The sequence below is a fragment of the Streptomyces sp. NBC_01217 genome (genome assembly GCF_035994185.1).
Taxonomy (GTDB): Bacteria; Actinomycetota; Actinomycetes; order Streptomycetales; family Streptomycetaceae; genus Streptomyces.
Window position 1 is genome coordinate 479,948 of sequence record NZ_CP108538.1, and the last position, 21,338, is coordinate 501,285.

Sequence of the window (21,338 nt, forward strand, 5' to 3'; positions counted from 1 at the left end):
CCCATGCTGTCAGAGGTTGGAGAAGCGGCCTGCCTGGGCGAGGATCTGCTCGGGGTCGTCGACCGGGGGGTAGATCCACAGCGTATTGATGTCCCGCTTGAGAGCCTTGGCGCTCTCGCCGGTCATCGCGACCGTGCGGTCCCAGCCCTGTGCGACCACGGCGCCGACCGGCCCGAGGTCAAGGCAGATGCCGTAGGGATCGGGGGTGAAGGGCAGCGGATCAATGCCCAGGAGGTCGGCCGCCACATTGTGTCCGGCGAACTTCCCCATCGGCTGGGCGTGCTGGCAGCTCTGCGTCGCGTAGCGCCCCTCCTCCGCGATGGCGGCGGCGGTGTCGCCTGCGGCGTACACGTCGGGGACACCCGTCACGCGCAGATAGGCATCCACGCTCAGCCGTCCCAGACGGTCGCGCTCTCCCGGAATCTGTGCTGTCAGGGAACTGGCGACCATGCCGGCCGTCCACACTACGGTGGCTGTGGGAATCACCTCACCGTCCGAGAGCGTGACATCCTCGTGGGTGGCCGATGCCACGGTGCGTCCGAGGCGTCGCTCGATCTTCAGTTCGTCCACCGCGCCCTCGATCTGCGGGCGCGGTCCGGGGCCGAGCTCCGGACCGAGTACGTCGGCGCGGTCGACCAGGACGACCCGCACCTCCTCGCCCGCACCGTGCGTCTGGGCGATCGACCGCAGCCGTTCGCCGAGGCCGGTGGCCACCTCAAGGCCCGTGAAGCCGGCGCCCACCACGACGGCCGTGTACCGGCCCGGGGACGGCGCCCGCTGCGGCAGCCGACGCAGGTGATGATCGAAGGCGGCCGCGGCGGGCAGGGTGTCGACGTCGAAGACGTTCCGGGCGCCCGGGAAGTCGGGGCGCACCAGCCGGCTGCCTGCGGCCAGCACGAGCTTGTCGTACATCAGGGTCAGATCCTCGCCTGCCCGCCCGACGGCCCGCACCGTACGCGCCCCGGTGTCGATACCGGTCACCGTCGCGGTGACGCGGCGCACACCGATGGGCCCGAGAACGCGGTCCAGCGGCACCCGCTTGCTCTCCGGCTCCTCTTCGTAGAGGCGCGGACGCACAACCAGATCGTCACCACCACTGACCAGGGTCACCCGCGCCTCCTCACCTGCCTCACGCATGGCTCGCACGGCTCCCGCCGCGCTCCACACTCCGGCGAATCCTCCACCGATGACAAGGATGTCCTTCATCTCGTCTCCTGATGCCGCGTTGACGTTTACGCAACATGGACAAGACAGCGAGGCGAGCTGTGACAGTGGAAGATCCTCCCCTGCCACCGACTGAAGGTCGACGGCCCTCGCCAGGTCACACTCCTGGCGCAAATGACAGATATGTCACAAATCATGCGAATTGCCGGTCATGAATGGAAAGCCCGTAAAAGGCGATTGCGATCGGAGTGAGGTGACGAGACCGGGGCCCTGCGTCGTCCGGCCCCAACCAATGGAAGCGGACGCCCGCATGCAAGCGGAAGGTGAAGTCGATGTTCTCCAACTCCCAGGACCAGCCTGTGTCCCCGTCCCCTCGCCATGACTGCACCGGAGACCGGCCGAACACCGACTCGGATATCAGGCAGTTCGGCATCCACGTCACGCGTATGCACGGCGGTCGCGTCGTCCTTGCCGTAACAGGCGCCGTGGACTGGGCCACTGCGGGCGCGCTGCGAACCACCGCTCTGAAGGAAATCGCGGCGGGCGCCCGGAGGTTGGTGCTGGACTGCTCCTTCATGTGTTTCTGGGACTCCAGTGGCATGGGAGCCGTCGCGTCCGCCTACCGCAGCGCGACCCTTGTCGGCACCTCTGTCTCCGTGGCAGGTCTCTCGCCGAGGTTGGAGCAAAGGTATCGGCTGACCGGGATGGACCGAGTGGTGCCGCTCCACCGTGACGTGCGCACGGCCCTCACTCCCGAGGGCGGTCCGCACCGCGCCGGCCGATGACTCGACACCGGATCCGTTCCAGAAGCCGCCCGTTGACCACGGACGCGCCCGACAGGCCCAGCAGTGGCCACAGACCCCGTCAGAAGCAATGCATCATGATCTTCCCTCCGGCCATCCGCAACCTCCTGTGAACCGCGGGTCGAAGGTTGCCGCGCGGACCGGCACCGGCCCGGCCTCTGCCATCGATCAGTCCCTGCCCTCACGCCTGCGACCGGTTGCCGTACTCCTCCTGCTGGTGGGCGCGATCGCCCTCGACGGGCGCTTCGCCCCGGTCGTGGGCTGGGCAACCCCAACCCTGCTCGCCGCCGCTTCGGTAGCGGCAGCGACCCTCGCCGGCCCCGTGCTCAGCGGAGGGGTCATCCTCATCTCGGGGGCAGCCAGGATCGGCCTTGGCCTCAACTACACCCGAATCGTGGTCCTGAATGATCGGTCGGCGCTTCCTTCCTCCCGGGAATTACGCCGGGTTCGACCATGCTCGGCGGCTGGTGGTCACGTCGCTGACGTATGCCTGAACGGGCTCCAGCGCCAGGCGGCATCCGGTGTCGGTGTGGCGCACCGTCGCCTCGACGAGTACTGCCGCGTTCGGCGCGGATTCCGCGCCGCGCCGTCCCGCGGCGGCCCGGAGCCACCGCAGGACGGCGACGACCCCGCGCCGTCGGCGGGCCGTTCCCGGCCCGCCGCGCGGTCACTTCACCGTGACTGCGTCTCCGGTGGACACGACCTTCATGGTCGTGGTCGTACCGAGGAATGCCCAGCGCCAGCTGCCCGTCGCGGCGGCTTTCACCGTCGCGCGGAGGTGGCCCTTGCCGTCCGTGGTCGCCGTCTTCACGGTGCTGTACGACCCGCCGGGCTTCTTGTACTGCAGCTTCACCACCTGCTTGGTGAAAGCGTGGTACTTCAGGTCCGTCCAGTTGGCCCGCGACAGCTTTCCGGTGACGGTCAGCGTGCCGCCCTTCCTGACCGGCTCGGGCGTGGCGTCCGTGGTCAGGGTCGCGGCGCGCTTCACCTTGAACAAGGCGATGCGGTCCGAGATCCAGTAGTCGCGGTCATTGGCCCGGGCCGTGGCGTTGACCTGCCAGTTCCCCGCGACCGCATTGGCGTCCCAGCCCTCGTTCCCGCTTCCGTAGGAGTCGATCCATGACGGATCGAACTCCATCGTCGCGGTGCACACGGACGTCGTCTTGCTGACCTTCCGGCACGTCGTGCCGAGGTAGGACACCGGCCCGTAACCATTGCTCGCGTTGTACGCGGACACGTCGGTGACCTTCTGCACCCCCGAGTTGTCCTTGATCGTCATGGTGATCGGGAACCGCTTGATGTTCTTGACCCCCACAATCACACTGCCGCCACCGTTCACGACGGTCTTGGTGACGCGGATGTCACCGCGCCCTTCCGCGTGCGCGGCCGGCGCCACCATGATCCCGGTGGTCACCGCCACCACGGAGGCCACAGCGATTCTTCTACGCATGTCCCACCCCTCTTCACCCCACCTCATGGCAGGGGGGAACAGAGTAACGATCACCCGGGACCGCGCCGGTCGTGACCCACCTCGCCCGCGGACCGGCGCCGCGTCAGCTGGGTTCCAGGGCGAAGTCGTACTCGGCATGCAGGTAGGGCTCGGCGATGGCTGATCCGTCGGGTGCGATGCCAGGCGGCTGTTCGACGAAGCGCACGACCAGCGCGTGCTTCGTACCGAAGACCACGTCGCTGTCGAGGTACTCGCTGCCCTCCTGGAACAGGTGGGTGATCAGCTTCTGGTGCCCGGGCTCGTCGATGAGGAAGTGCACGTGGGCGGGCCGGAAGTAGCTGATGTCCGTCCTGCGGATCAGGTCGCCGACGGGGCCGTCCATGGGGATGGCGTACCCGCGAGGCGCGATGGTGCGGATGCAGTAGGTGCCGTCCTCCCGTGCCCGGTACTTGGCCCGCAGACGGGCTTCGTCGATGTCGGGGATCTGGGACTCGTAGGCGCCGTCGGCGTCCGCCTGCCAGACGTCGAACACGGCGTTGGGGATGGGGTCGCCTCCGGCGCCGGTGACCTTGCCGGTGATGAAGAGCGGTGTTCCCGGTATCCCGTCCGACATGTCGAAGCCGTAGGGCGCGGCGGGCGACCCGTCTATGTGGAACGGGCCCAGCACGGTGGCGGGGGTCGCCTGCGGCGAGAACTTGTTGTTCAACTGCACGACGAGCATGCTCAGTCCGAGTACGTCGGAGGTCAGGATGAGCTCCTGGCGCTTGTCGTCACTGAGCCGGCCGGCCGCGGTCAGCCATTCGATCGCGGCCATCCATTCGTCCTCGGTCAGCTCCACGTCCCGGGCGAACGCGTGCAGGTGGCGGACCAGCGCGCTCATCAGCTCCGCCAGACGTGGCGAGTGCGCGGTGGCCCAGCGCTGGACGGCAAGGTCGGTGATGTTGTCCTCATTGACAAACATGGTTGCTCCTTGGTGTACCGCACGACCATCTGCTAACTGGTGTCCACGGCGTCAGCCGTTGCCGCTTTCTTCCGTGGACGGCTCGGGGACGTAGGGGTCCGGGGGGACGGAGGTGTTGTTGAGGTCTACGGAGAGGAAGATGTCGCGCGCGACCGGGTGGCGCAGTTCCTCGGCGAGCTGCCCGATCAGTCCGGCGGTGCGGGCCAGCAGCGCGAACCCGCGAAGCAGCGGCAGTGGGAGGCCCAGGTCGGCGAGCGCGGCGCCACAGACGCCCGCTCCGTTGAGCGGCAGCGTTCTGCCCAGAACGGTGGGATGTACCCGGCCGATGGCGGCGAACAGCGACAGGTGCGGTCCGAACAGGCCCTCCTCCGTCGCGATCCGCATCAGTCTCGGCGTCCGGGGATCGCCCTCCTTGTGGACGTGATGCCCCAGCCCGGGGACGAACTTCCCGGCCGTGCGCTGCTGTTGCACCGTACGCAGCGCCACCGCGTCCCAGTCCGCCCCCTCGGACGGTACGGCGCCGTCCAGCGACTCCACCACGTCGTGCAGGAACCGGCCGGTGTCCTCGGTGACTCCGAGGAATCTGGAGCCGCCTCCGAGCAGGCCAGCGGCAAGGGCGCCCTGGATGGAGTCCGGCGCGGACAGATACGTCAGCCGGGTGACGATGGCCGTGGGGGTGAACCCGTGGTCGGCAAGCGCGGCGAGCACCGCCTCGAAGACCCGTGTCTCGCCGGGGCTCGGCCGCCGCTGAGTGGCCAGCCAGAACGCCAGCGCGCCGAAGCCCACCGAGCCCATGACGTCCTCGGCCAGGTCATGACCGAGCAGAGTGATCGTCTTCGGACCGGACGCGCCCAGAGCGGTGGGATACACGGCTCGGGTCTCCCGCTCAGCCACGGTCCTGCTCCTCGGGGGAGGACAGCCACTTGCGGAGCTCGTCGCCGTGTTCGTCGAGTTCCGGCGGCGGCAGCCGGTAGGCGGCCGGACTCGCGGAGAAGCGGATCGGGTGACGCGTGGTGGGGACCGCGCGCTCGCCCTCCCCCACCGTGACGACCGGCTCCAGCTCGAACCGTTCGGCCATGGCGAACCCGCCTTCGATGGTGTTGATCGGCCCGCTCGGCACGCCCGCCTCGACCAGCAGCTCGAACCATTCGCCGGCGCCGCGCTCGACCAGCTGCTCGACCAGCAGAGGCCGGAGCTGCTCGCGGTTGGCCGTACGGTCGGAGTTACGGGCGAATCGCGGGTCGTCGGCGACCTGAGGGATGCCCAGCACCTCGCACAGCTTGCGGAACTGGCCGTCATTGGCGGCGGTCACGATGAGGTCGTTGTCAGCGGTGGGCAGCGGTTCGTAGGGGAACACACTGGGGTGGGCGTTGCCCATGCGGTACGGCACGGCTCCGCTCGCCACGAAGGCCGAGCTGTGGTTGACCAGTCCGGTGAGCGCGGAGGACAGCAGGTTGACCTCGACGAGCTGGCCTTCGCCGGTCGCGTCCCGGTGGCGCAGTGCCGCCAGGACACCGATCGTGGCGTGGTTGCCGGCCATCACGTCGAATACGGAGATCCCGGCCCGGTAGGGCGGCCCGTCCGGGTCGCCGGTGAGGCTCATCAGCCCCGAGATGGCCTGGACCATGAGGTCGTATCCGGGCACGTGGCGTCCCGGGCCCGATCCGAAACCCGTGATCGAGGTGTAGATCACGCCGGGGTTGTCGCGGCGGACCGCGTCGAAGTCCAGCCCGTACTTCGCCAGCCCGCCGGGCTTGAAGTTCTCGATCAGAACGTCCGCGCGGCGGGCCAGTTCACGCGCGATGCCTGCGTCGGCCTCGTCACGGAGATCCAGCGCGATCGAGCGCTTCCCGCGGTTGATCCCGAGGTAGTAGGTCGAGACCTCACCCCGCACGGGAGGCATCCAGCTCCGGGTGTCGTCACCGTTCGGCCCCTCGACCTTGACGACGTCGGCTCCGAGATCGGCAAGCAGCATCGTGGCGTACGGCCCGGCGAGCACGCGCGAGAAATCCGCCACCAGTACTCCGGAAAGCGGCCCCGCAGCAGCCGCGCGAGCAGACGTGGCACTCTCTGGCATCGCCCCTTGCCTCTCATTGTCCGACCAACGGACGTCTGTCCGTTGCTGCGATTCTGAACTCGGACAGTGGCGGAGTCAAGACTTCCCAGTCGTGCTCGACGGCCGGGTCACGTGCGGCACGGATTCGAGACGCGCGAAATCCACACTGATTTCGCCCGCGGCCTGCAGGAGGAGGGGCAGATAGTCGTTGAGCAGCACCTCCACCGAGGTCTCGGCGGCATGGGCATTGACGTTGAGGCTCGCGATGACGCGACCCGATCCGTCGCGCAGGGGCGCGGCCACCGACCGGATTCCCCTCGCCATCTGCTCGTCGGTCATCGCCCAGCCGCGCGCACGAACCTCTCGCAGCTCCGCCTCCCGCTCCGGGCGATCGGGCTGCCATACGGGAACCAGACCCGACCGGCTCGGTTCGGCGAGGATCCGCTCCACCTCCTCCGGTGGCAGCGCGGCCAGCAGAACCTTGCCCAACGACGTCTGCAGCGCGGGGAATTTCGTACCGATCTGCACGGCGAGCGTGACGATCCTGGGGACGGAGACCCGCGCGACGTAGACGATGTCCGAGCCGTCGAGCTGGGCGATCGAGCAGGACTCGTTCGTCTGCTCGACCAGCCGCTCCAGGTGCGGCCTCGCCACGTCCCACAGCCCCATCGAGCGGACGTAGGCGACGCCGAGGTCGAGTGCCGGGGAGTGAGCGCGAACCCGCCGGCCTGCTGCCGTACGTATCCCAGCTCGGCCAGGGTGAGCAGGATCCGGCGCACGGTGGGCCTGGCCAGCCCCGTCGCGTTCGCCATGTCGGTCAGCGACATCACCGGCTGCCGGGACTGGAAAGCGGTGATCACCTCCAGTCCTCGGGCCAACGCCTCGATGAAATCGGGCCCTGTTTCTTCGCGGGGCATGAGGAACTCCTTTCGGTCCGTGCGACTGCCTTGGATGGCCGGCGCCGGTGATCGTCCGTGATGCGGACGGCCTGAGAGGCGCACTCTACGCAGAGTATGGGCCATTCCACAGCGAACACTTCACCGCGACCGGCAATCCTGACCGCTGTGCGGACACGTAGGAATCAGATCTTCTCAGAACCATGGAGGCCGATGCGAGCTTTGGTATTGACATCCCTGAACGCCTTCATCACCATCATCCTGCAGTCAGGATGGCCGCTGGACGGACAGCCGTCCGAGGGCTGGCGAGAAGGGGATCAGTGATGAGTCGACCTACCGAATTCCCGCCTGGGCGGCCCGTCGTCTTTCGTAGGGGCACGGTGCTGCCCATGGACCGTGCGGGTCGGGTGCTCACCGACACGGATGTGCTGGTGGTCGACGACCGGATCGCCGCGGTCGGTCCGCGGCTCGTGGTTCCGGACGGGACGGTCGAGATCGACGCATCCGGCGGCATCGTGATGCCCGGCATGATCGACACGCACCGGCACATGTGGCAGACGGCGATGCGCGGCTACGGCGCCGACTGGACGCTGACGCAGTACTTCGTCTGGTACTACCTCGAACACGGCAGGGCTTTCCGCCCGCAGGACGTGCACGCCGGAAACCTCCTGGCCGCCGTGGAGGCACTCGATGCCGGGGTGACCACGGTCGTCGACTGGTCGCACGGGCTCCAGACGGTCGATCACGCGGACGCCGCCGTCGACGCGTTGCAGTCGGTGCCCGGACGGTTCGTCCTCGCCTACGGCAACATCCAGCAGGCTCCGGCGGAATGGACCGCGGCACCGGAGTTCCGGGACTTCGTGCGCCGCCGCATGACCGGCGACGACATGCTCGGTTTCCAGATCGCCTTCGACGTCACGGGCGACCCGGCGTTCCCCGAGAAACCGGCCTTCGAAGTGGCGCGTGCCCTGGGCGTGGCCGTCACCACACACGCCGGTGTCTGGGGCGCCACCAACGACGACGGCATCCGGCTGATGCACGAACACGGCTTCATGACACCCGAGACGGTCTATGTGCACGCCTCGACACTGTCGGCCGACTCCTACCATCGCATCGCCGCTACGGGCGGTTCGGTATCGGTGTCCACGGAGAGCGAGCAGAGCGCCGGACAGGGTTACCCGACGACCTGGGCGATCCGCGCCCACGACATCCCTGTCTCGCTGTCGATGGACACCAGCGTGTGGTGGAGCGGAGATCTGTTCTCCGCCATGCGCACCACGCTGGGCGCCGACCGGGCGCGCGGGCATCTGGAGGCGCACACCAAGGGAGAGACCGTCACGCACTGCGCGCTGCGCGCCGATCAGGTGGTGGAATGGGCCACTCTCGGCGGTGCCAGGGCGCTCGGTCGCGATGACGAGCTGGGCAGCGTCGAAGCAGGCAAGAAGGCCGATCTCGTCCTGCTGAAGAACGAGCATTCGCCGGTCTCGTTCCCGGTGCTCAATCCCTTCGGCCATGTGGCGTTCCAGGCCCAGCGCGGCGACGTGCACACCGTGGTCGTCAACGGGCGGGTGGTCAAGCACGAGCACCGCCTGCTCGGCGTCGACCTGGCCGCGGTGCGGCGCGAGGTCGAGCAGACCGTCGACCACCTGCGGGCGACCATGGGCGAGGAGGAGTGGCGCAAGGGCATGAACCCGGATGTTCCCGAGACGAAGGTCCTCGACAACCCGTATACGTACACCGATTACCGCAGCGCCGCGACGCACAGCCGGTGAGCCGAAGTGTTCCCCGTGATTCCGCATGAAGGGAGACATCCAGGCGTGCTTCGGCGGTGGAGCCATCGGGACCGCAGCGCGGTGAGGGACCGGCCCGCGCATCTCGGTGCCGCTCAGGCTGTCGCGAACACGGAAGGTCGAGTCCGATGAGTGTGGGACTGCTCCTGCTCCGCCTGCTGCTCGCCGCCCTGCTGTTCGGCCATGCCACGCAGAAATTGCGTGCCTGGTTCGGAGGAGCGGGCCTTGTCGGCACCGGCGCGGTCTTCGAGGGGTGGGGGTTTGTGCCCGGTGCGCGGATGGCGCTGGTGGCCGGTCTCGCGGAGCTCGCGGGTGCCGTCTCGATCGCGGCCGGGTTCCTGACGCCCGGCGGCTGCGCGATCGTCGTCGGCACGATGACGGTGGCCGCCGTTGCAACGGCGGCCAACGGATTCTGGGCACAGCGAGGTGGATGCGAGGTCCCGTTCTGGTACGGCGCAGTCGCCGCGGTTCTCGGTTTCACAGGGCCAGGCCCCTGGTCGCTCGACGCCGCCCTAAGTCTGGACCGGCTGTCCGGGTACGCCTGGGGCTCGGCGGCGCTCGCACTCGGGCTGCTCGCGTCGGCCGTTCCGCTCGCCGGCCGTACCCGGGTGCTGCGCGCGAGGCGGACCACCGCAGCGCAAGGCGACGACCACGCAGCGGCCTGAAGGCGCGAGCCGGCCCCGATTCGCCCGACACTACGCCCAAAATCTCACTCCGACGCCCCGCGTTTTCACCCGGTTGGACAGCGCGGCCGGGCACGACACCCGCCGCTGCGTGAACGCTGAGGTGCTGTTGACCTCAAGAGAAGCGAGAACGGCATGACCACACTGGCGATCTCCGGCATACGGCGTCGAATACTGAGCGCACACGTCACGGTGACCGGATGTGCCCTGGCCCTGTGTACGTCCGCAGCGGCACCGGCGGCGGCAGCGGACGTCGACACCACCGCTGCGAAACCCACCATCGTGCTGGTGCACGGGGCATTCGCGGACGGCTCCAGCTGGGACGGGGTGATCGAGCGCCTGGAGCGTCGCGGCTACACCGTTGTGGCTCCGGCCAACCCTCTGCGCGGCCTGTACAACGACTCCACCTACATCGCCTCCGTACTAGACAGCATCAAGGGCCCCGTGGTCCTGGCCGGCCACTCGTACGGCGGCGCGGTGATCAGCACGGCCGCAGCCGGGAACCCGCGGGTGAAGTCCCTGGTGTACATCTCGGCGCTGATGCCTGACGTGGGCGAGAGCGGCATGTCGCTGGCCGCACGCTTCCCCAGCGAACTCGGCACCGCGACCAACTCCGTCCCGTACCGGGAGACCGGCCGCAGCGGTACCGATCTGTACCTCAAGCCCGACAAGGTGCACCCCGTCTTCGCCGCCTGCCTGCCCGCGAGCCAGGCGAATCTGCTGGGAGTCACCCAGCGGCCCGCGGCCACCACCGCATTCTCGGAGAAGGCCAAGGTCGCCGCCTGGAAGACCATCCCGTCCTGGGCCCTCGTAGGCCGGCAGGACAAGACCATCAACCCGGACCAGGAACGCTTCCAGGCCAAGCGCGCCGGTTCACACACGGTGGAGATCAATTCCTGCCACGTGTCGCTGATCGCGCACCCCGACGCTGTCGCCGATCTGATCCTCCAGGCTGCCGGGTCCCCCTCCGCCCAGCCGCCCCTGGCCCTGGCGACCACCGGGTCCACCGATAATGTCCGCGCCGAGGCCGGCATCGCCGGAGCGGCCCTGCTCGCCGGAGCAGGGGCCGTCCTCCTCGGCCGTCGGATGCGGCGCCGCTGACGGCGGGCCGACTGGGGCAGCCGCCCCGCCTGCGGGCCCGGCGGCTGCCCCAGTCGGCCCCGGGCCGGGGCTCCGGTGGCGCGGCAGGTGCATCGGTGGGTTAACTGGCCTAGCCGATGAGAAATGGGGTTGACCATGCCTCGTGAACAACCACCGGCGGCTCGGCCCATGACCGGACTGCCGCGCCGGACGGGGCGAGCTTGGAGAAGGCCCTGTTCGAGCAGGCCAGGGCAGGTATCGAGGTGTACGACACGGACCTGCGGATCCTCCAGGCCAATCCCGCGATCCTGGGCATGCGTGGCCTGCCCGCAGAGCGGTTGATCGGGGCCGGCCTCAGGGATCTGGATTCCGGAATCCCGCTCTCGCCGATCATGCACGAGGTGCTGGAGACCGGAGCCCCGGTGTTCGATCGCCCGGTGGCCGTCGATCTGGGGCACAGGCAGGCGTATGCCGTCACCGGGTACCCCTTGCGGGATGACGGCCTGATCATCGGCGCTGCCTCGATGATCCAGGACGTCACGGAGCAGGTCCGCAGGCAGAAGGATCTGGACCTTCTGAAGATCGCGCGCCAGGATCGGCAACTCCCTGGACGCGCTGCACACCGCGCAGGAGCTGGCCGACATGGCCGTGCCCGGTTTCGCCGACGGCGTCGCGGTCGATCTGCTGGAGTCCGTCCTGACCGGGGAGGCGCCCGTGGGCCCGGTGACCGCCCGGCTGCCGATGCGGCGGGCCGCGTTCAAGGCCGCCGAGGGATATTTCGGCGCCTACTCGGTGGGCGGCGCCAGCTATTTCGCCTCCCCCACGCCGTATACGCGCGCACTGGCCGATCTGACGCCGCGGCTGGTCAACTCGGTGGACCCGGCCGGCGGGTGGCTGGTCCACGACCCGGTGCGGGCCGAGTTCATCGCCCGGGCGGGCGTTCACTCGTTCATCGTGACACCGCTGACCGTGCACGGGCTCGTGCTGGGCCTGGCCAGTTTCTACCGGGGCGACCCCAACCCCGAGGCCTTCGACGAGGAGGACCTGTCACTGGCGACGCAGCTCGCCGCCTGCACGGCGATGTGCGTCGACAACGCCCGCCGCTTCACCCGCGAACACACGGTCGCGACCACACTTCAGCGCAGCCTGCTGCCGCGCGTTCCGGCCGACGTGGCAGCGGTGGAGTCCTCCCACTGCTATATGCCCGGCCTGTACGGTGCGCACTGGTTCGACGTCCTGCCGCTGTCCAGCTGCCGGGTGGGCCTGGTGATCGGGTACGTCCCCGGTGAGGATCTGCAGGCCTCGGCGGCGATGGGGCGGCTGCGCTCCGCCGCCTCGACCTTGGCCTCGATGGACCTTCCGCCCGACGAGCTGCTGACCCACCTCGACGACGTGGCCCAGGTTCTGGCACGCGAGCAGGATTCGGATCCGGAGACCCTGCTCCGCGCGCGGCCGCCGTTCACCGCGACCTGCCTCTACCTCACCTACGACCCGATCACCCGGCAGTGCGCGGCAGCCTCCGCAGGACACGACCGCCCTCTGCTCACCAGCCCCGAGGGCGTCGTCAGCACGTTTGATGTGCCGCGCGGGAAGTCGCTCGGCCGGGGCGTTCCGTACGATCTCCTCACTACCGAACTGCGCCCCGGAAGTGTGCTCTCCCTGTATTCGGACAGCAGCGAGGGCCGCTGTCCGGCCGACGCCGGCGACCGCCTCAGCCGCCTGCGCACCGCGGTGGCCGACCCCACCGCCACTCCCGAGAAGATCTGCGACATGGCTGCCTACAAAGTGCTGCGCGGCACCCCGCAGGACGGGGCGGCGCTGCTCGTGGCCAAGACCGGTGTCTCGATCCGAGCCGTATTTCCAGCTGGACCTTTCCGCCGGAGGCGCTCTCGGTCGGCAAGGCCCGGCAGGCGGCGCGCGAGACACTCGCGCGCTGGCGTCTGGAGGAGCACGTCCCGGTGACCGATCTGGTCGTCAGTGAACTCGCCACCAATGTGATCCGCCACGCGGTGGGCCGCATCCGGCTGCGCCTGATCGTCGACCGGACACTGACCGTGGAGGTCTCCGACGACGCCGACACCGCTCCGCACCTGCGCCATGCCCGCCTGCAGGACGAGGGCGGACGCGGCCTGTTCCTCATCGCCTCCCTCACCCGGCACTGGGGCACACGTTACGGGGAGACCGGCAAGACCATCTGGGCCGAGCAGGATCTGACGGGCACGTGACGGCCGCCGGTGCTGCTTGACCGACAGGCCCACCGGTCCCTCACCAGTGCTTGCAGAGCAAGGATGTAAGTGAAGTCGTCCGGGACGGGAAATTCCGGAGGAACGTCTGCTCGGTGGAGCCCGTCAGTCACATCGGTCATGCCCGAGCCGTCAGTCGCCCGAGACCCGATGAAGATCCAATGGCGGCCGGGCGAGCGGGCGCGGACACTGAGAGGGAAAACATCTCAAGGCGGGCGAGCAATGACCACCATTGACGAGACGGTTGAGATCGCGGTGCCGGTGCGCACCGCTTACAACCAGTGGACCCAGTTCAGGAGCTTCCCGCGGTTCATGACAGCGGTGAAGCGCGTCGAGCAGGTCCGGCCGGCCGTAACCCACTGGGTCGTCGGGGTCGGTCCGGTGAGCCGCGAGTCCGAGGTGGAGATCGTGCAGCAGAGTCCCGATCTCCGCATCGCATGGCGGAGTCTGGACCGGCGGCCCTGCCATCGGGGCGAGGTGACCTTCCGGTCCCTGGCAGCCGACCGCACTGCGGTCAGGGTGCTGATGCGGTACGAACCACATGGCGTGAGAGAACTCGTCGCCGACGGCCTGGGACTCCCGAGCCATGTGGTCCGGTCCGAACTCGGTCACTTCAAGGAGTTCATCGAGAGCGTCGGCCAAGCGGGCGGGACATGGCGGGGTTCCATACGGAACGGGCATGTGCGGCTGGTCGAGCCGGAGCGCTCAAGAAGCCGAGTGCCCTGCTGGCCCACCGGATGAGCCGTGGGCCGGTTCTCTGGCAACGATAGGCAGGTTCCATGCGGAAGCCACCGAGTGAAGAACCGGACGACCGACTGTCGGTAACGCCACCCAAGGACTGGGCGGCAGGGGTTCCGGCGGTCGTGCACGCGTTGGGTTACTCCCTGGGGCAGACCTCGGTGAGGCGCACCGGGCTGACGCTGCTGACCATGAACCAGACCGGGGGCATCGACTGCCCTGGCTGTGCCTGGGCGGACCCGTCACCGGGCCATCGGCACCGCAACGAGTACTGCGAGAACGGCGCCAAACACATCAATGACGAGGCGACGTCGCGGCGCATCACCGCCGACTTCTTCCGCCGCCATCCGGTCTCGGAGCTGGGCCGACGGCCCGATCTCTGGCTGAATCAACAGGGCCGGCTCACCGAGCCGATGGTCAAGCGGCCGGGCTCGGATCACTACGAGCCGATCAGCTGGTACGACGCTCTGGGGCTGCTCTCCGATCAGCTGAAGTCACTGGACTCCCCCGATGAGGCGGTGTTCTACACCTCTGGGCGGGTCAGCAACGAGGCCGCCTTCGTCCTCCAGCTCTACGCCAGGGCATTGGGCACCAACAACCTCCCCGACTGCAGCAATCTCTGCCACGAGTCCAGCGGATTCGCGCTGCACGAGACGCTTGGCACGGGCAAGGGGACGGTGAGCCTGCACGACATCCACCATGCCGATCTGATCTTCGTGGTGGGACAGAACCCCGGAAGCAACCATCCTCGGCAGTTGTCCGCGCTCGAACAGGCAAAGCGCAACGGCGCCCGCATCATCGCGGTGAACCCGTTGCCGGAAACCGGACTGCGGCGGTTCAAGAACCCGCAGCGGCCCAGCGGCGTGATCGGCCGCGGTGTCCAGATCGCCGACCGGTTCCTGCAGATCCGCCTCGGTGGTGACCTGTCGCTGTTCCAGGGCTTGAACCGGCTGCTCCTGGAGGCGGAGGAGGCCGCGCCGGGCACTGTGCTCGACAACGAGTTCATCCGCTCCAGCACCAGCGGCTTCGAGCAGTTCGCTCAGCACGTCCGGAGCGTCGCCTGGGACGACATTCTCGCCGGGACCGGACTGAGCCGCGAGGAGATCGAGAACGTCGGGGACGAGGTTCTGGCAAGTGAGCGCGTCATCGTCTGCTGGGCCATGGGACTCACGCAGCACAAACAGGCCGTCCCCACCATCAGGGAGATCGTGAACTTCCTGATGCTGCGCGGGAACCTCGGCAGGGCCGGGACCGGAGCCTGTCCGGTGCGCGGGCACAGCAATGTGCAGGGAGACCGGACGATGGGCATCTGGGAACAGATGCCGGACTCCTTCCTGGACGCACTGGAGCGCGAGTTCGGCTTCTCCCCGCCCCGGGCTCACGGGCTCAACTCGGTGGACTCGATCAAGGCCATGCGCGACGGCACTGTGAAGGTCTTCCTCGGAGTCGCGGGCAACTTCGTCCGCGCCACCCCGGACAGCGCGGTGACCGAGGCAGCCATGCGGCGCTGCCGCCTCACCGCCCATATCTCGACCAAGCTCAACCGGTCCCACACCGTCTGTGGGGAGACCGCGCTGATTCTGCCCACCCTGGGGCGTACCGAACGGGACATCCAGGCCACGGGTGAGCAGTTCGTCACGGTGGAGGACTCGATGAGCGAGGTGCATACCTCGCGCGGCCGTCTGGAGCCGGCCTCCGGGCTCCTGCTCAGCGAAGTCGCCATCCTGTGCCGGCTGGCCGGCCGGACCCTCGACGGCAAGGCGGACATCCCGTGGGAGCGGTTCGAGGCCGACTACGGCGAGATCCGGGCCCGGATCGCCCGAGTCGTCCCGGGACTTCACGACTTCGACCGGCGGGTGGTACGCCCCGGCGGCATCAGGCTGCCGAATCCGGTGAACGAGGGACTCTTCCCGACCCCGACCGGCAAGGCCCTCTTCACGCGCAACACCTGGGAGAAGCTGAACGCTCCCGAAGGGCACCTGCTCCTGCAGACCCTGCGCTCACACGACCAGTGGAACACCGTTCCCTACACGGCGGACGACCGTTACCGGGGCATCCACGGAAGCCGCCGCGTCGTTCTGGTGAACCCTGCGGACCTCGCCGGACTCGGTCTGTCCCAGGGGGAACATGTCGACCTGGTGAGTGTGTGGGCCGACGAAGTGGAGCGCCGCGCGGAGGACTTCGAGGTGGTCCCGTACCCGAGCACGCGTGGCTGCGCCGCCGCGTACTATCCCGAGACCAATGTCCTGGTGCCGCTGGACAGCGTGGCCGAGATCAGCAAGCAGCCCGCTTCCAAGGAAATCGTGGTCCGGCTGGAGCGCAAAGACCCCTGACCGGAGCTGAGAACCCGCGCGGGATGCGGGCAGCACAGGGCGAGTGACCGCAAGCCCGCACGCCGCTGCCCGGGAGCCCGTTGCTCCCGGGCAGCGGCGTCGTCGGGTGGTGCTCAGGCCGCCAGGGTGTCCCGGAGGGCGGCGAGACCATCGGTGTAGATGCCGTGGAAGAGAGCGGTGACCTCTGCCTCGTCGGCACCGGCGGGCGTGAACGTTCCCGACCACACGACGCGCGATGCGTCGGGCAGGCCGGGGACCTCATGGACACTGAGGGTGGACAGGTAGTCGGTCACCGGGAACGGCGCGTCGAGGATGGTGTAGCTGTACGAACGCGCCGCGTCGTCGAAGGCCACGAGCCGCTCGACGATCACGCCGCCGTCCGCGTTCTCCAGGCGGCGGACGCGGCCGCCTTCGGCGGCGACGCTCGCGGGGATGTACGGCAGCCAGTCGGGCAGGGAGTCGAATCCGCCGATGAGCTGCCAGACCCGCGCGGGCGGTACGGGCAGATCGATGGTGGCGCTGGTGGAGGCCATGGGGTGCTCCTGTCGAGGGGGTGGAGTGTGAGGGTGGGTCAGGCGGTGGGAAGCGGGGCGACCGGGGAGACCAGACCGTCCTCGCGAAGGTCGGTCCAGAAGCCGGCTGGGACCTTTTCGCTCAGGGCGGCCAGGTCCTCGGCGATACGGCTGGGCTTGGTGGCTCCTGCCACGACGGCGGCGGTGACCGGATGGGCGAGGGAGAACTGCAGGGCCGCGGCCTTGATGCTCACGCCGTGCCGGCCTGCGATGTCCTTGATGCGCCGGACGCGGTCGATGATCTCGGGCGGTGCGTCCTGGTACTCGAAGTGGGTGCCGCCGGCCAGCACACCCGAGCTGTAGGGGCCGCCGACGACCATCCCGACGCCCTGCTCGGCGGCCATGGGCAGCAACCGCTGCAGGGCGTGCTCGTGATCGAGCAGGGTGTAGCGGCCGGCCAGCAGGAACCCGTCGGGCTGCGGCTCGTCCAGGGCCAGGGTCAGCTCGATCGGCTCGGTGCGGTTGACGCCCAGCCCCCACGCCTTGATGACGCCCTCGTCCCGCAGCCGGGACAGCACCCGGAACGCGCCGGTGCGCGCCTCCTCGAACTTCGCCAGCCACGCATCCCCGTGGAAGTCCTGGGCGATGTCATGCACCCAGACGATGTCCAGACGGTCCACGCCCAGCCGCTTGAGGCTGCCCTCGATCGACCGCTCCGTGGCCTCGGCGGTCCATTCGTGCACGATCGTGTTGGGACGGCCGTGCTCGAAGAGGCCCCCCTTCTCACCGAAGTCGCGGGCCGTCGGGTCTTCCACCTCGTCGAGGATGACGCGGCCGACCTTGGTGCTCAGTACGTACTCGTCGCGGGGGCGGCCGGCGAGGGCCTCACCGAGACGCATCTCCGACAGGCCCGCGCCGTAGAACGGAGCGGTGTCGAAGTAGCGGATGCCGTGGTCCCAGGCGGCCTCGACCGTCGCAGCGGCCTCCTCTGGCGGGACGGCGCGAAACATGTTGCCAAGAGGGGCGGTGCCCAGGCCGAGGCGGCCGGGGAGCAGAGACGCGATGCTCATGTGGGGTCCTTGCGGAGAGGGTAAGGGGACGGATTCACAGCTTTCAGCCGATCCGTCCTTCTTTTCGTCTTCGACATTAGGATGGAGACTTCAGACTGTCCAAGACTCTCTTGGACGCACTTGAGTCCTTTGAGGTCTTGTATGCTTGACCTGCGACAACTGCGCTACTTCATCGCCGTGGCCGAGACGGAACATGTCGGCCGCGCCGCCGAACAGCTCCACATCTCACAATCCCCCCTGAGCCGGCAGATCGCCCAGCTGGAGAAGAACCTCGGCCTCGTCCTGTTCGAACGCATCCAGCAGCGCATCCGTCTGACCCGCGACGGCACGGTGTTCCTGAGCGAAGCCCGGGCGCTGCTGCGCCATGCCGACCGCTTGGAGAACCTCGGTCGACGGCTGGGCCGGGGCGAAGAGGGTGGCCTGTGCATCGGCTACGTCGCCGACGCCATGCACACGGGCGTGCTGCCCGGCGCGCTGCGCCGACTGCAGGAGGAGCGCCCCGGCATCCACGTGGCCCTGTACAGCATGTCCGCCGCCGAGCAGTTCGAAGGGCTTCGCCAGCGCAGCCTGGACATTGCCCTGGTACGGGAACCGCCGGACCGCGACGACCCCGTACTGCGAGCCGCGCCGTTGCTGGAGGACCCCTTGCTGCTCGTCCTTCCTGCCGGCCATCCACTGGCGGCTCGGGAGACGGTCACTGCGCAGGACCTCGACGGCCAGCCGTGGATCGCGGTCGAGGGCGAGGGCGACCCGGCGTGGCGGGACGCCTTCGTCGCCTCGTGCGTCGCCTCGGGCTTCACTCCCGACATCCGGCTCGACGCCGCGGAACCACTGACGGCGCTCGGCCTCGTCGCCTCGGGTCTCGGGCTGGCACTGGTGCAGAGAAGCATGGTGCGGGGCACGACGGATGCCTTGGTGGTACGTGAACTGCCCTGGCATCAGGCATGCGTTCACCTGTGGGCGGTCTGGCACCACGTAGATCTACGGCCGGTTGTCGCCTCGTTCCGCGAGACGGTGCTGGAGGAGCGAAACGCGAGTGGCCGCGGCCCGACTGCCCGGCGCGAGGACAGGGAAGGCGCGGCGGCGGGGGAATCCGACCGATGACGGACGGGCGGGGCGGGCGGTACGGGGGCCACTGCCACCCGTGATCAACGGGAGCGTTCACCGCATCAGCACCGGTCCGCGGCGGCGCGTAAAAAACTGCCCAAGAGCGGCACTTGCCACGGCCGACCGACGGCACCCCGGAGACGCTCCTCCAGCACGACCGGGCGTCGAGGACGACACGGAGGAGCCGAGACCCGACCCGGTCCCGGCTCCTCCGGTCGAAACGCCGCCACGTCACCTGTCGGCACGACCTGCTTGGCGCCGACCCGGGTCGGCGCCCGGAATCCGCTACTCGATGACGAGCTCGACCGGGATGTTGCCGCGGGTCGCGTTGGAGTAGGGGCAGACCTGGTGGGCCTGCTCGACCAGCTTGCGACCGGTGGCCACGTCGACGGTCTCGGGCAGCTCCACGCGCAGCGTGACCGCGAGACCGAAGCCCTCACCCTGCTTGCCGATGCCGACCTCGCCGGTCACGGCTGCGTCGCTGACGTCGATCTTGGCCTGACGGCCGACGAGGCCCAGGGCGCTGGCGAAGCAAGCGGCGTACCCGGCGGCGAACAGCTGCTCGGGGTTCGTGCCCTGGCCACTGCCGCCCATCTCCACCGGGATGGCCAGCTGCAGATCCAGCTTGCCGTCGGAGGTGACGGCGCGGCCGTCGCGGCCGTGGGTGGCGGTGGCGACGGCGGTGTAGAGCGCTTCCATGGAAACCATCCCTCTTGAAAGTCCTGATCCGGCGGCCTTGTCCGGCCGCTTCCACACAAGGAAAGCACACAATTGAGTTGTGCGCAATCGAATGACGCGCAGGGCTATGCTGAATCCATGACCTCCATGTCCAGCCCGAGCCGCGAGGCCCCCTCCGAGGCCGACTACCTCCGCCTCGACCAGCAGATCTGCTTCTCCCTGAACGCCACGTCGCGCGCCTTCGGCAGCGTCTACCGCGTGATCCTCAAGGATCTCGGGCTCACCTACCCCCAGTACCTGGTGATGCTGGCGCTCTGGGAGCACGGCGAGCTGCCGGTGAAAAAGCTGGGAGAGCACCTCCGGCTCGACTCCGGCACGCTGTCGCCCCTGCTGAAGCGCCTGGAGGCGGCGGGCCTGGTGCGACGCGAGCGCAGCGCCCAGGACGAGCGCTCGGTCCACATCCATCTCACGGACGAGGGCGCGGCACTGCGCGCACAAGCGCTGGCCGTACCGCGCCGGATCGCCGCGGCAACCGGATTCGACCTCGACGAGATCAGCGACCTGCGAGCCCGCCTCAACCGACTCACAGCAGCGCTGGACACAGCACTGCTGGAGGAGGAGCCGGGCTACGCCGACGGGGCACCCCAGAAGTAGCATCCGCCGGCCGGGAGACGCACGAACCCCGGTCATCCCGCCGCATCAGGCGGTCAAGCACCTGGTCACAGCCGTTTTCATCGTCTGCGGGTGTTGCTCATATCGGCTGCGACGGTCTGCGCGCTCGGCTCGCCCGCAACGCGGGAGCCGAGCATGGACCGACCGCGACCGGTCGCCGCTCGAACCGGCCGTCCTCATGGGCGTCCGGTCGTGGCAGTACGTACGTCCTCACAGAGCGAAGGCAGGGGCAGCTCTGACTGGCGATCAGGACTGTGCCGGTGCCGCGGTCCAGGCCGGTGCGCTCGGTAGCCTCACCCCCATGGGACTGGACATTGCTGTGATGATCGTCGACTGGTCGTGGCTGGGTGAGCAGCCACCGCGGGAGCGGCTGTCGCGGTTGAGGGATGCCTGGTACGCCGACGAGACGGGGCTGTGGGACCACGACCGGTCGGTGGTCGAGGGCGACTGGGAGTGGCCGCGGGGCCGCGACGGCGCCTTCTTCGCCGTATACGAGTTCCTGCGTACCTGCGGCTCGTTCAAGGCGCACTTCCGGGCCGGGCATCGGTGGGAATCCCTCCGCGACCACGCCGACCCCCTGGTGCGGGCCGAGTTGGACGCCTTGCTGCTCGGGCTGATCTGGCAAGGGCTGGATGGCAAGGCGGAGCACACCGCCCCGGGCTTCTTCTGTGACGACCCCGAGGACTTTACGGCCTGCTGGTCGCACGTTCGCCGGACAGCGTGCGGGAACTGGCCGCGACATGGGAACGGGTACGGTCCCGGCTCAGCGGGCTGCGCAGACCGTTCGACGAGCATGCCGCGGAACCCGAAGGCTGGGTCGGCGACTTCAGCGGGTTCGCCGACCTACTGCAGGATTGGGGCCGCGTCCTCACCGAAGCCGCTCGGCGGGGCTGGGGCGTCGTGGGACTGAGCGAATAGGGAATGACATCCTCAAGCTGCCCAGGCAAGGGACCCGATGTCTCCCGAACGCGCCGCGGCCACCACCGACCGTCTGAACGGCCTCGACGCCATCGTTGCCGTGGCAGTGGCCGCCTTGCTCGTCACCCAACGCCCTGGTGGCAAACCGGCCGGGCCCGACCCAGCACGAGTGTGCTGTTGGAAT

The 21,338-nt window shown here is 68.8% G+C and carries 20 protein-coding genes and 2 pseudogenes; 12 read left to right on the forward strand and 10 right to left on the reverse strand.

Translation table 11 applies throughout. The features are described from left to right. Positions 1-9: 9 nt before the first annotated feature. A complete protein-coding gene (locus OG507_RS01875) occupies positions 10-1,206 on the reverse strand; it encodes an NAD(P)/FAD-dependent oxidoreductase (protein ID WP_327365339.1) in 1,197 nt (398 codons plus the stop codon). 404 nt (positions 1,207-1,610) lie between these two features. On the opposite strand from OG507_RS01875, the gene OG507_RS40290 reads away from it, so the two are divergent. Then, complete coding sequence (locus OG507_RS40290) at positions 1,611-1,949, forward strand: STAS domain-containing protein (RefSeq protein WP_442811083.1); 339 nt, start codon at positions 1,611-1,613, stop codon at positions 1,947-1,949. 685 nt (positions 1,950-2,634) lie between these two features. Here OG507_RS40290 and OG507_RS01880 read toward each other — a convergent pair. The 6 genes and pseudogenes from OG507_RS01880 to OG507_RS01905 all read right to left on the reverse strand — a co-directional run. Further along, positions 2,635-3,417, reverse strand: coding sequence for a hypothetical protein (locus OG507_RS01880; protein WP_327365340.1), 783 nt, complete (start codon positions 3,415-3,417; stop codon positions 2,635-2,637). 103 nt (positions 3,418-3,520) lie between these two features. Then, on the reverse strand, positions 3,521-4,378 hold the full coding sequence (locus OG507_RS01885) for a dioxygenase family protein (protein ID WP_327365341.1): 858 nt from the start codon (positions 4,376-4,378) through the stop codon (positions 3,521-3,523). Positions 4,379-4,429: 51 nt separating this feature from the next. Further along, positions 4,430-5,272 carry a citryl-CoA lyase gene (locus OG507_RS01890; protein ID WP_327365342.1) on the reverse strand — a complete coding sequence of 281 codons (843 nt, stop codon included), beginning with the start codon at positions 5,270-5,272 and terminating at the stop codon, positions 4,430-4,432. After that, positions 5,265-6,455 carry a CaiB/BaiF CoA transferase family protein gene (locus OG507_RS01895; protein ID WP_327365343.1) on the reverse strand — a complete coding sequence of 397 codons (1,191 nt, stop codon included), beginning with the start codon at positions 6,453-6,455 and terminating at the stop codon, positions 5,265-5,267. The genes OG507_RS01890 and OG507_RS01895 overlap by 8 nt, the downstream gene beginning before the upstream one ends. Before the next feature lie 75 nt (positions 6,456-6,530). Beyond that, entirely contained in the window at positions 6,531-7,103 is a 573-nt protein-coding gene (locus tag OG507_RS01900) for an IclR family transcriptional regulator domain-containing protein (RefSeq protein ID WP_327365344.1), read from the reverse strand. Between the two features lie 119 nt (positions 7,104-7,222). After that, positions 7,223-7,456 (reverse strand): annotated as a pseudogene (locus OG507_RS01905) (helix-turn-helix domain-containing protein); the annotation flags it as partial. Between the two features lie 263 nt (positions 7,457-7,719). On the opposite strand from OG507_RS01905, the gene OG507_RS01910 reads away from it, so the two are divergent. The 8 genes and pseudogenes from OG507_RS01910 (at position 7,720) to OG507_RS01940 (ending at position 16,197) form a co-directional block, all read left to right on the forward strand. After that, complete coding sequence (locus OG507_RS01910) at positions 7,720-9,102, forward strand: amidohydrolase family protein (protein ID WP_327365345.1); 1,383 nt, start codon at positions 7,720-7,722, stop codon at positions 9,100-9,102. Positions 9,103-9,248: 146 nt separating this feature from the next. After that, positions 9,249-9,785: a DoxX family protein gene (locus OG507_RS01915; protein WP_327365346.1), complete on the forward strand. Its 537-nt coding sequence runs from the start codon at positions 9,249-9,251 to the stop codon at positions 9,783-9,785. A gap of 153 nt (positions 9,786-9,938) precedes the next feature. Next, positions 9,939-10,904, forward strand: a complete 966-nt coding sequence (locus tag OG507_RS01920) for an alpha/beta fold hydrolase (protein ID WP_327365347.1) — start codon at positions 9,939-9,941, stop codon at positions 10,902-10,904. A gap of 200 nt (positions 10,905-11,104) precedes the next feature. Further along, positions 11,105-11,437 (forward strand): annotated as a pseudogene (locus OG507_RS40295) (PAS domain-containing protein); the annotation flags it as partial. Between the two features lie 88 nt (positions 11,438-11,525). Beyond that, the gene (locus OG507_RS01925; protein ID WP_327365348.1) at positions 11,526-12,845 is read left to right on the forward strand and encodes a PP2C family protein-serine/threonine phosphatase; all 1,320 of its coding nucleotides are present in this window, start codon (positions 11,526-11,528) and stop codon (positions 12,843-12,845) included. Beyond that, positions 12,740-13,108 carry an ATP-binding protein gene (locus tag OG507_RS01930; RefSeq protein WP_327371832.1) on the forward strand — a complete coding sequence of 123 codons (369 nt, stop codon included), beginning with the start codon at positions 12,740-12,742 and terminating at the stop codon, positions 13,106-13,108. The genes OG507_RS01925 and OG507_RS01930 overlap by 106 nt, the downstream gene beginning before the upstream one ends. Positions 13,109-13,348: 240 nt before the next feature. After that, positions 13,349-13,867, forward strand: coding sequence for an SRPBCC family protein (locus tag OG507_RS01935; RefSeq protein WP_327365349.1), 519 nt, complete (start codon positions 13,349-13,351; stop codon positions 13,865-13,867). 38 nt (positions 13,868-13,905) lie between these two features. Beyond that, a complete protein-coding gene (locus OG507_RS01940; RefSeq protein WP_327365350.1) occupies positions 13,906-16,197 on the forward strand; it encodes an FdhF/YdeP family oxidoreductase in 2,292 nt (763 codons plus the stop codon). A 113-nt stretch (positions 16,198-16,310) separates the two neighbouring features. Here OG507_RS01940 and OG507_RS01945 read toward each other — a convergent pair whose 3' ends face one another. Together OG507_RS01945 and OG507_RS01950 are read right to left on the reverse strand one after the other, a co-directional pair. After that, entirely contained in the window at positions 16,311-16,730 is a 420-nt protein-coding gene (locus tag OG507_RS01945; RefSeq protein ID WP_327365351.1) for an SRPBCC family protein, read from the reverse strand. A 38-nt stretch (positions 16,731-16,768) separates the two neighbouring features. Further along, positions 16,769-17,779, reverse strand: coding sequence for an aldo/keto reductase (locus OG507_RS01950; protein ID WP_327365352.1), 1,011 nt, complete (start codon positions 17,777-17,779; stop codon positions 16,769-16,771). 141 nt (positions 17,780-17,920) lie between these two features. Here OG507_RS01950 and OG507_RS01955 point away from each other — a divergent pair, with 141 nt between their 5' ends. Further along, on the forward strand, positions 17,921-18,883 hold the full coding sequence (locus tag OG507_RS01955) for a LysR substrate-binding domain-containing protein (RefSeq protein WP_327365353.1): 963 nt from the start codon (positions 17,921-17,923) through the stop codon (positions 18,881-18,883). 288 nt (positions 18,884-19,171) lie between these two features. On the opposite strand, the gene OG507_RS01960 is transcribed toward OG507_RS01955, so the two are convergent. Continuing rightward, positions 19,172-19,585 (reverse strand): organic hydroperoxide resistance protein, encoded by a 414-nt coding sequence (locus tag OG507_RS01960; protein ID WP_327365354.1) that lies wholly within the window; start codon positions 19,583-19,585, stop codon positions 19,172-19,174. Between the two features lie 117 nt (positions 19,586-19,702). On the opposite strand from OG507_RS01960, the gene OG507_RS01965 reads away from it, so the two are divergent. Both OG507_RS01965 and OG507_RS01970 read left to right on the forward strand, forming a co-directional pair. Further along, complete coding sequence (locus OG507_RS01965; protein ID WP_442810921.1) at positions 19,703-20,218, forward strand: MarR family winged helix-turn-helix transcriptional regulator; 516 nt, start codon at positions 19,703-19,705, stop codon at positions 20,216-20,218. 319 nt (positions 20,219-20,537) lie between these two features. Further along, complete coding sequence (locus OG507_RS01970; RefSeq protein ID WP_327365355.1) at positions 20,538-21,146, forward strand: hypothetical protein; 609 nt, start codon at positions 20,538-20,540, stop codon at positions 21,144-21,146. The last annotated feature ends 192 nt before the right edge of the window (positions 21,147-21,338 follow it).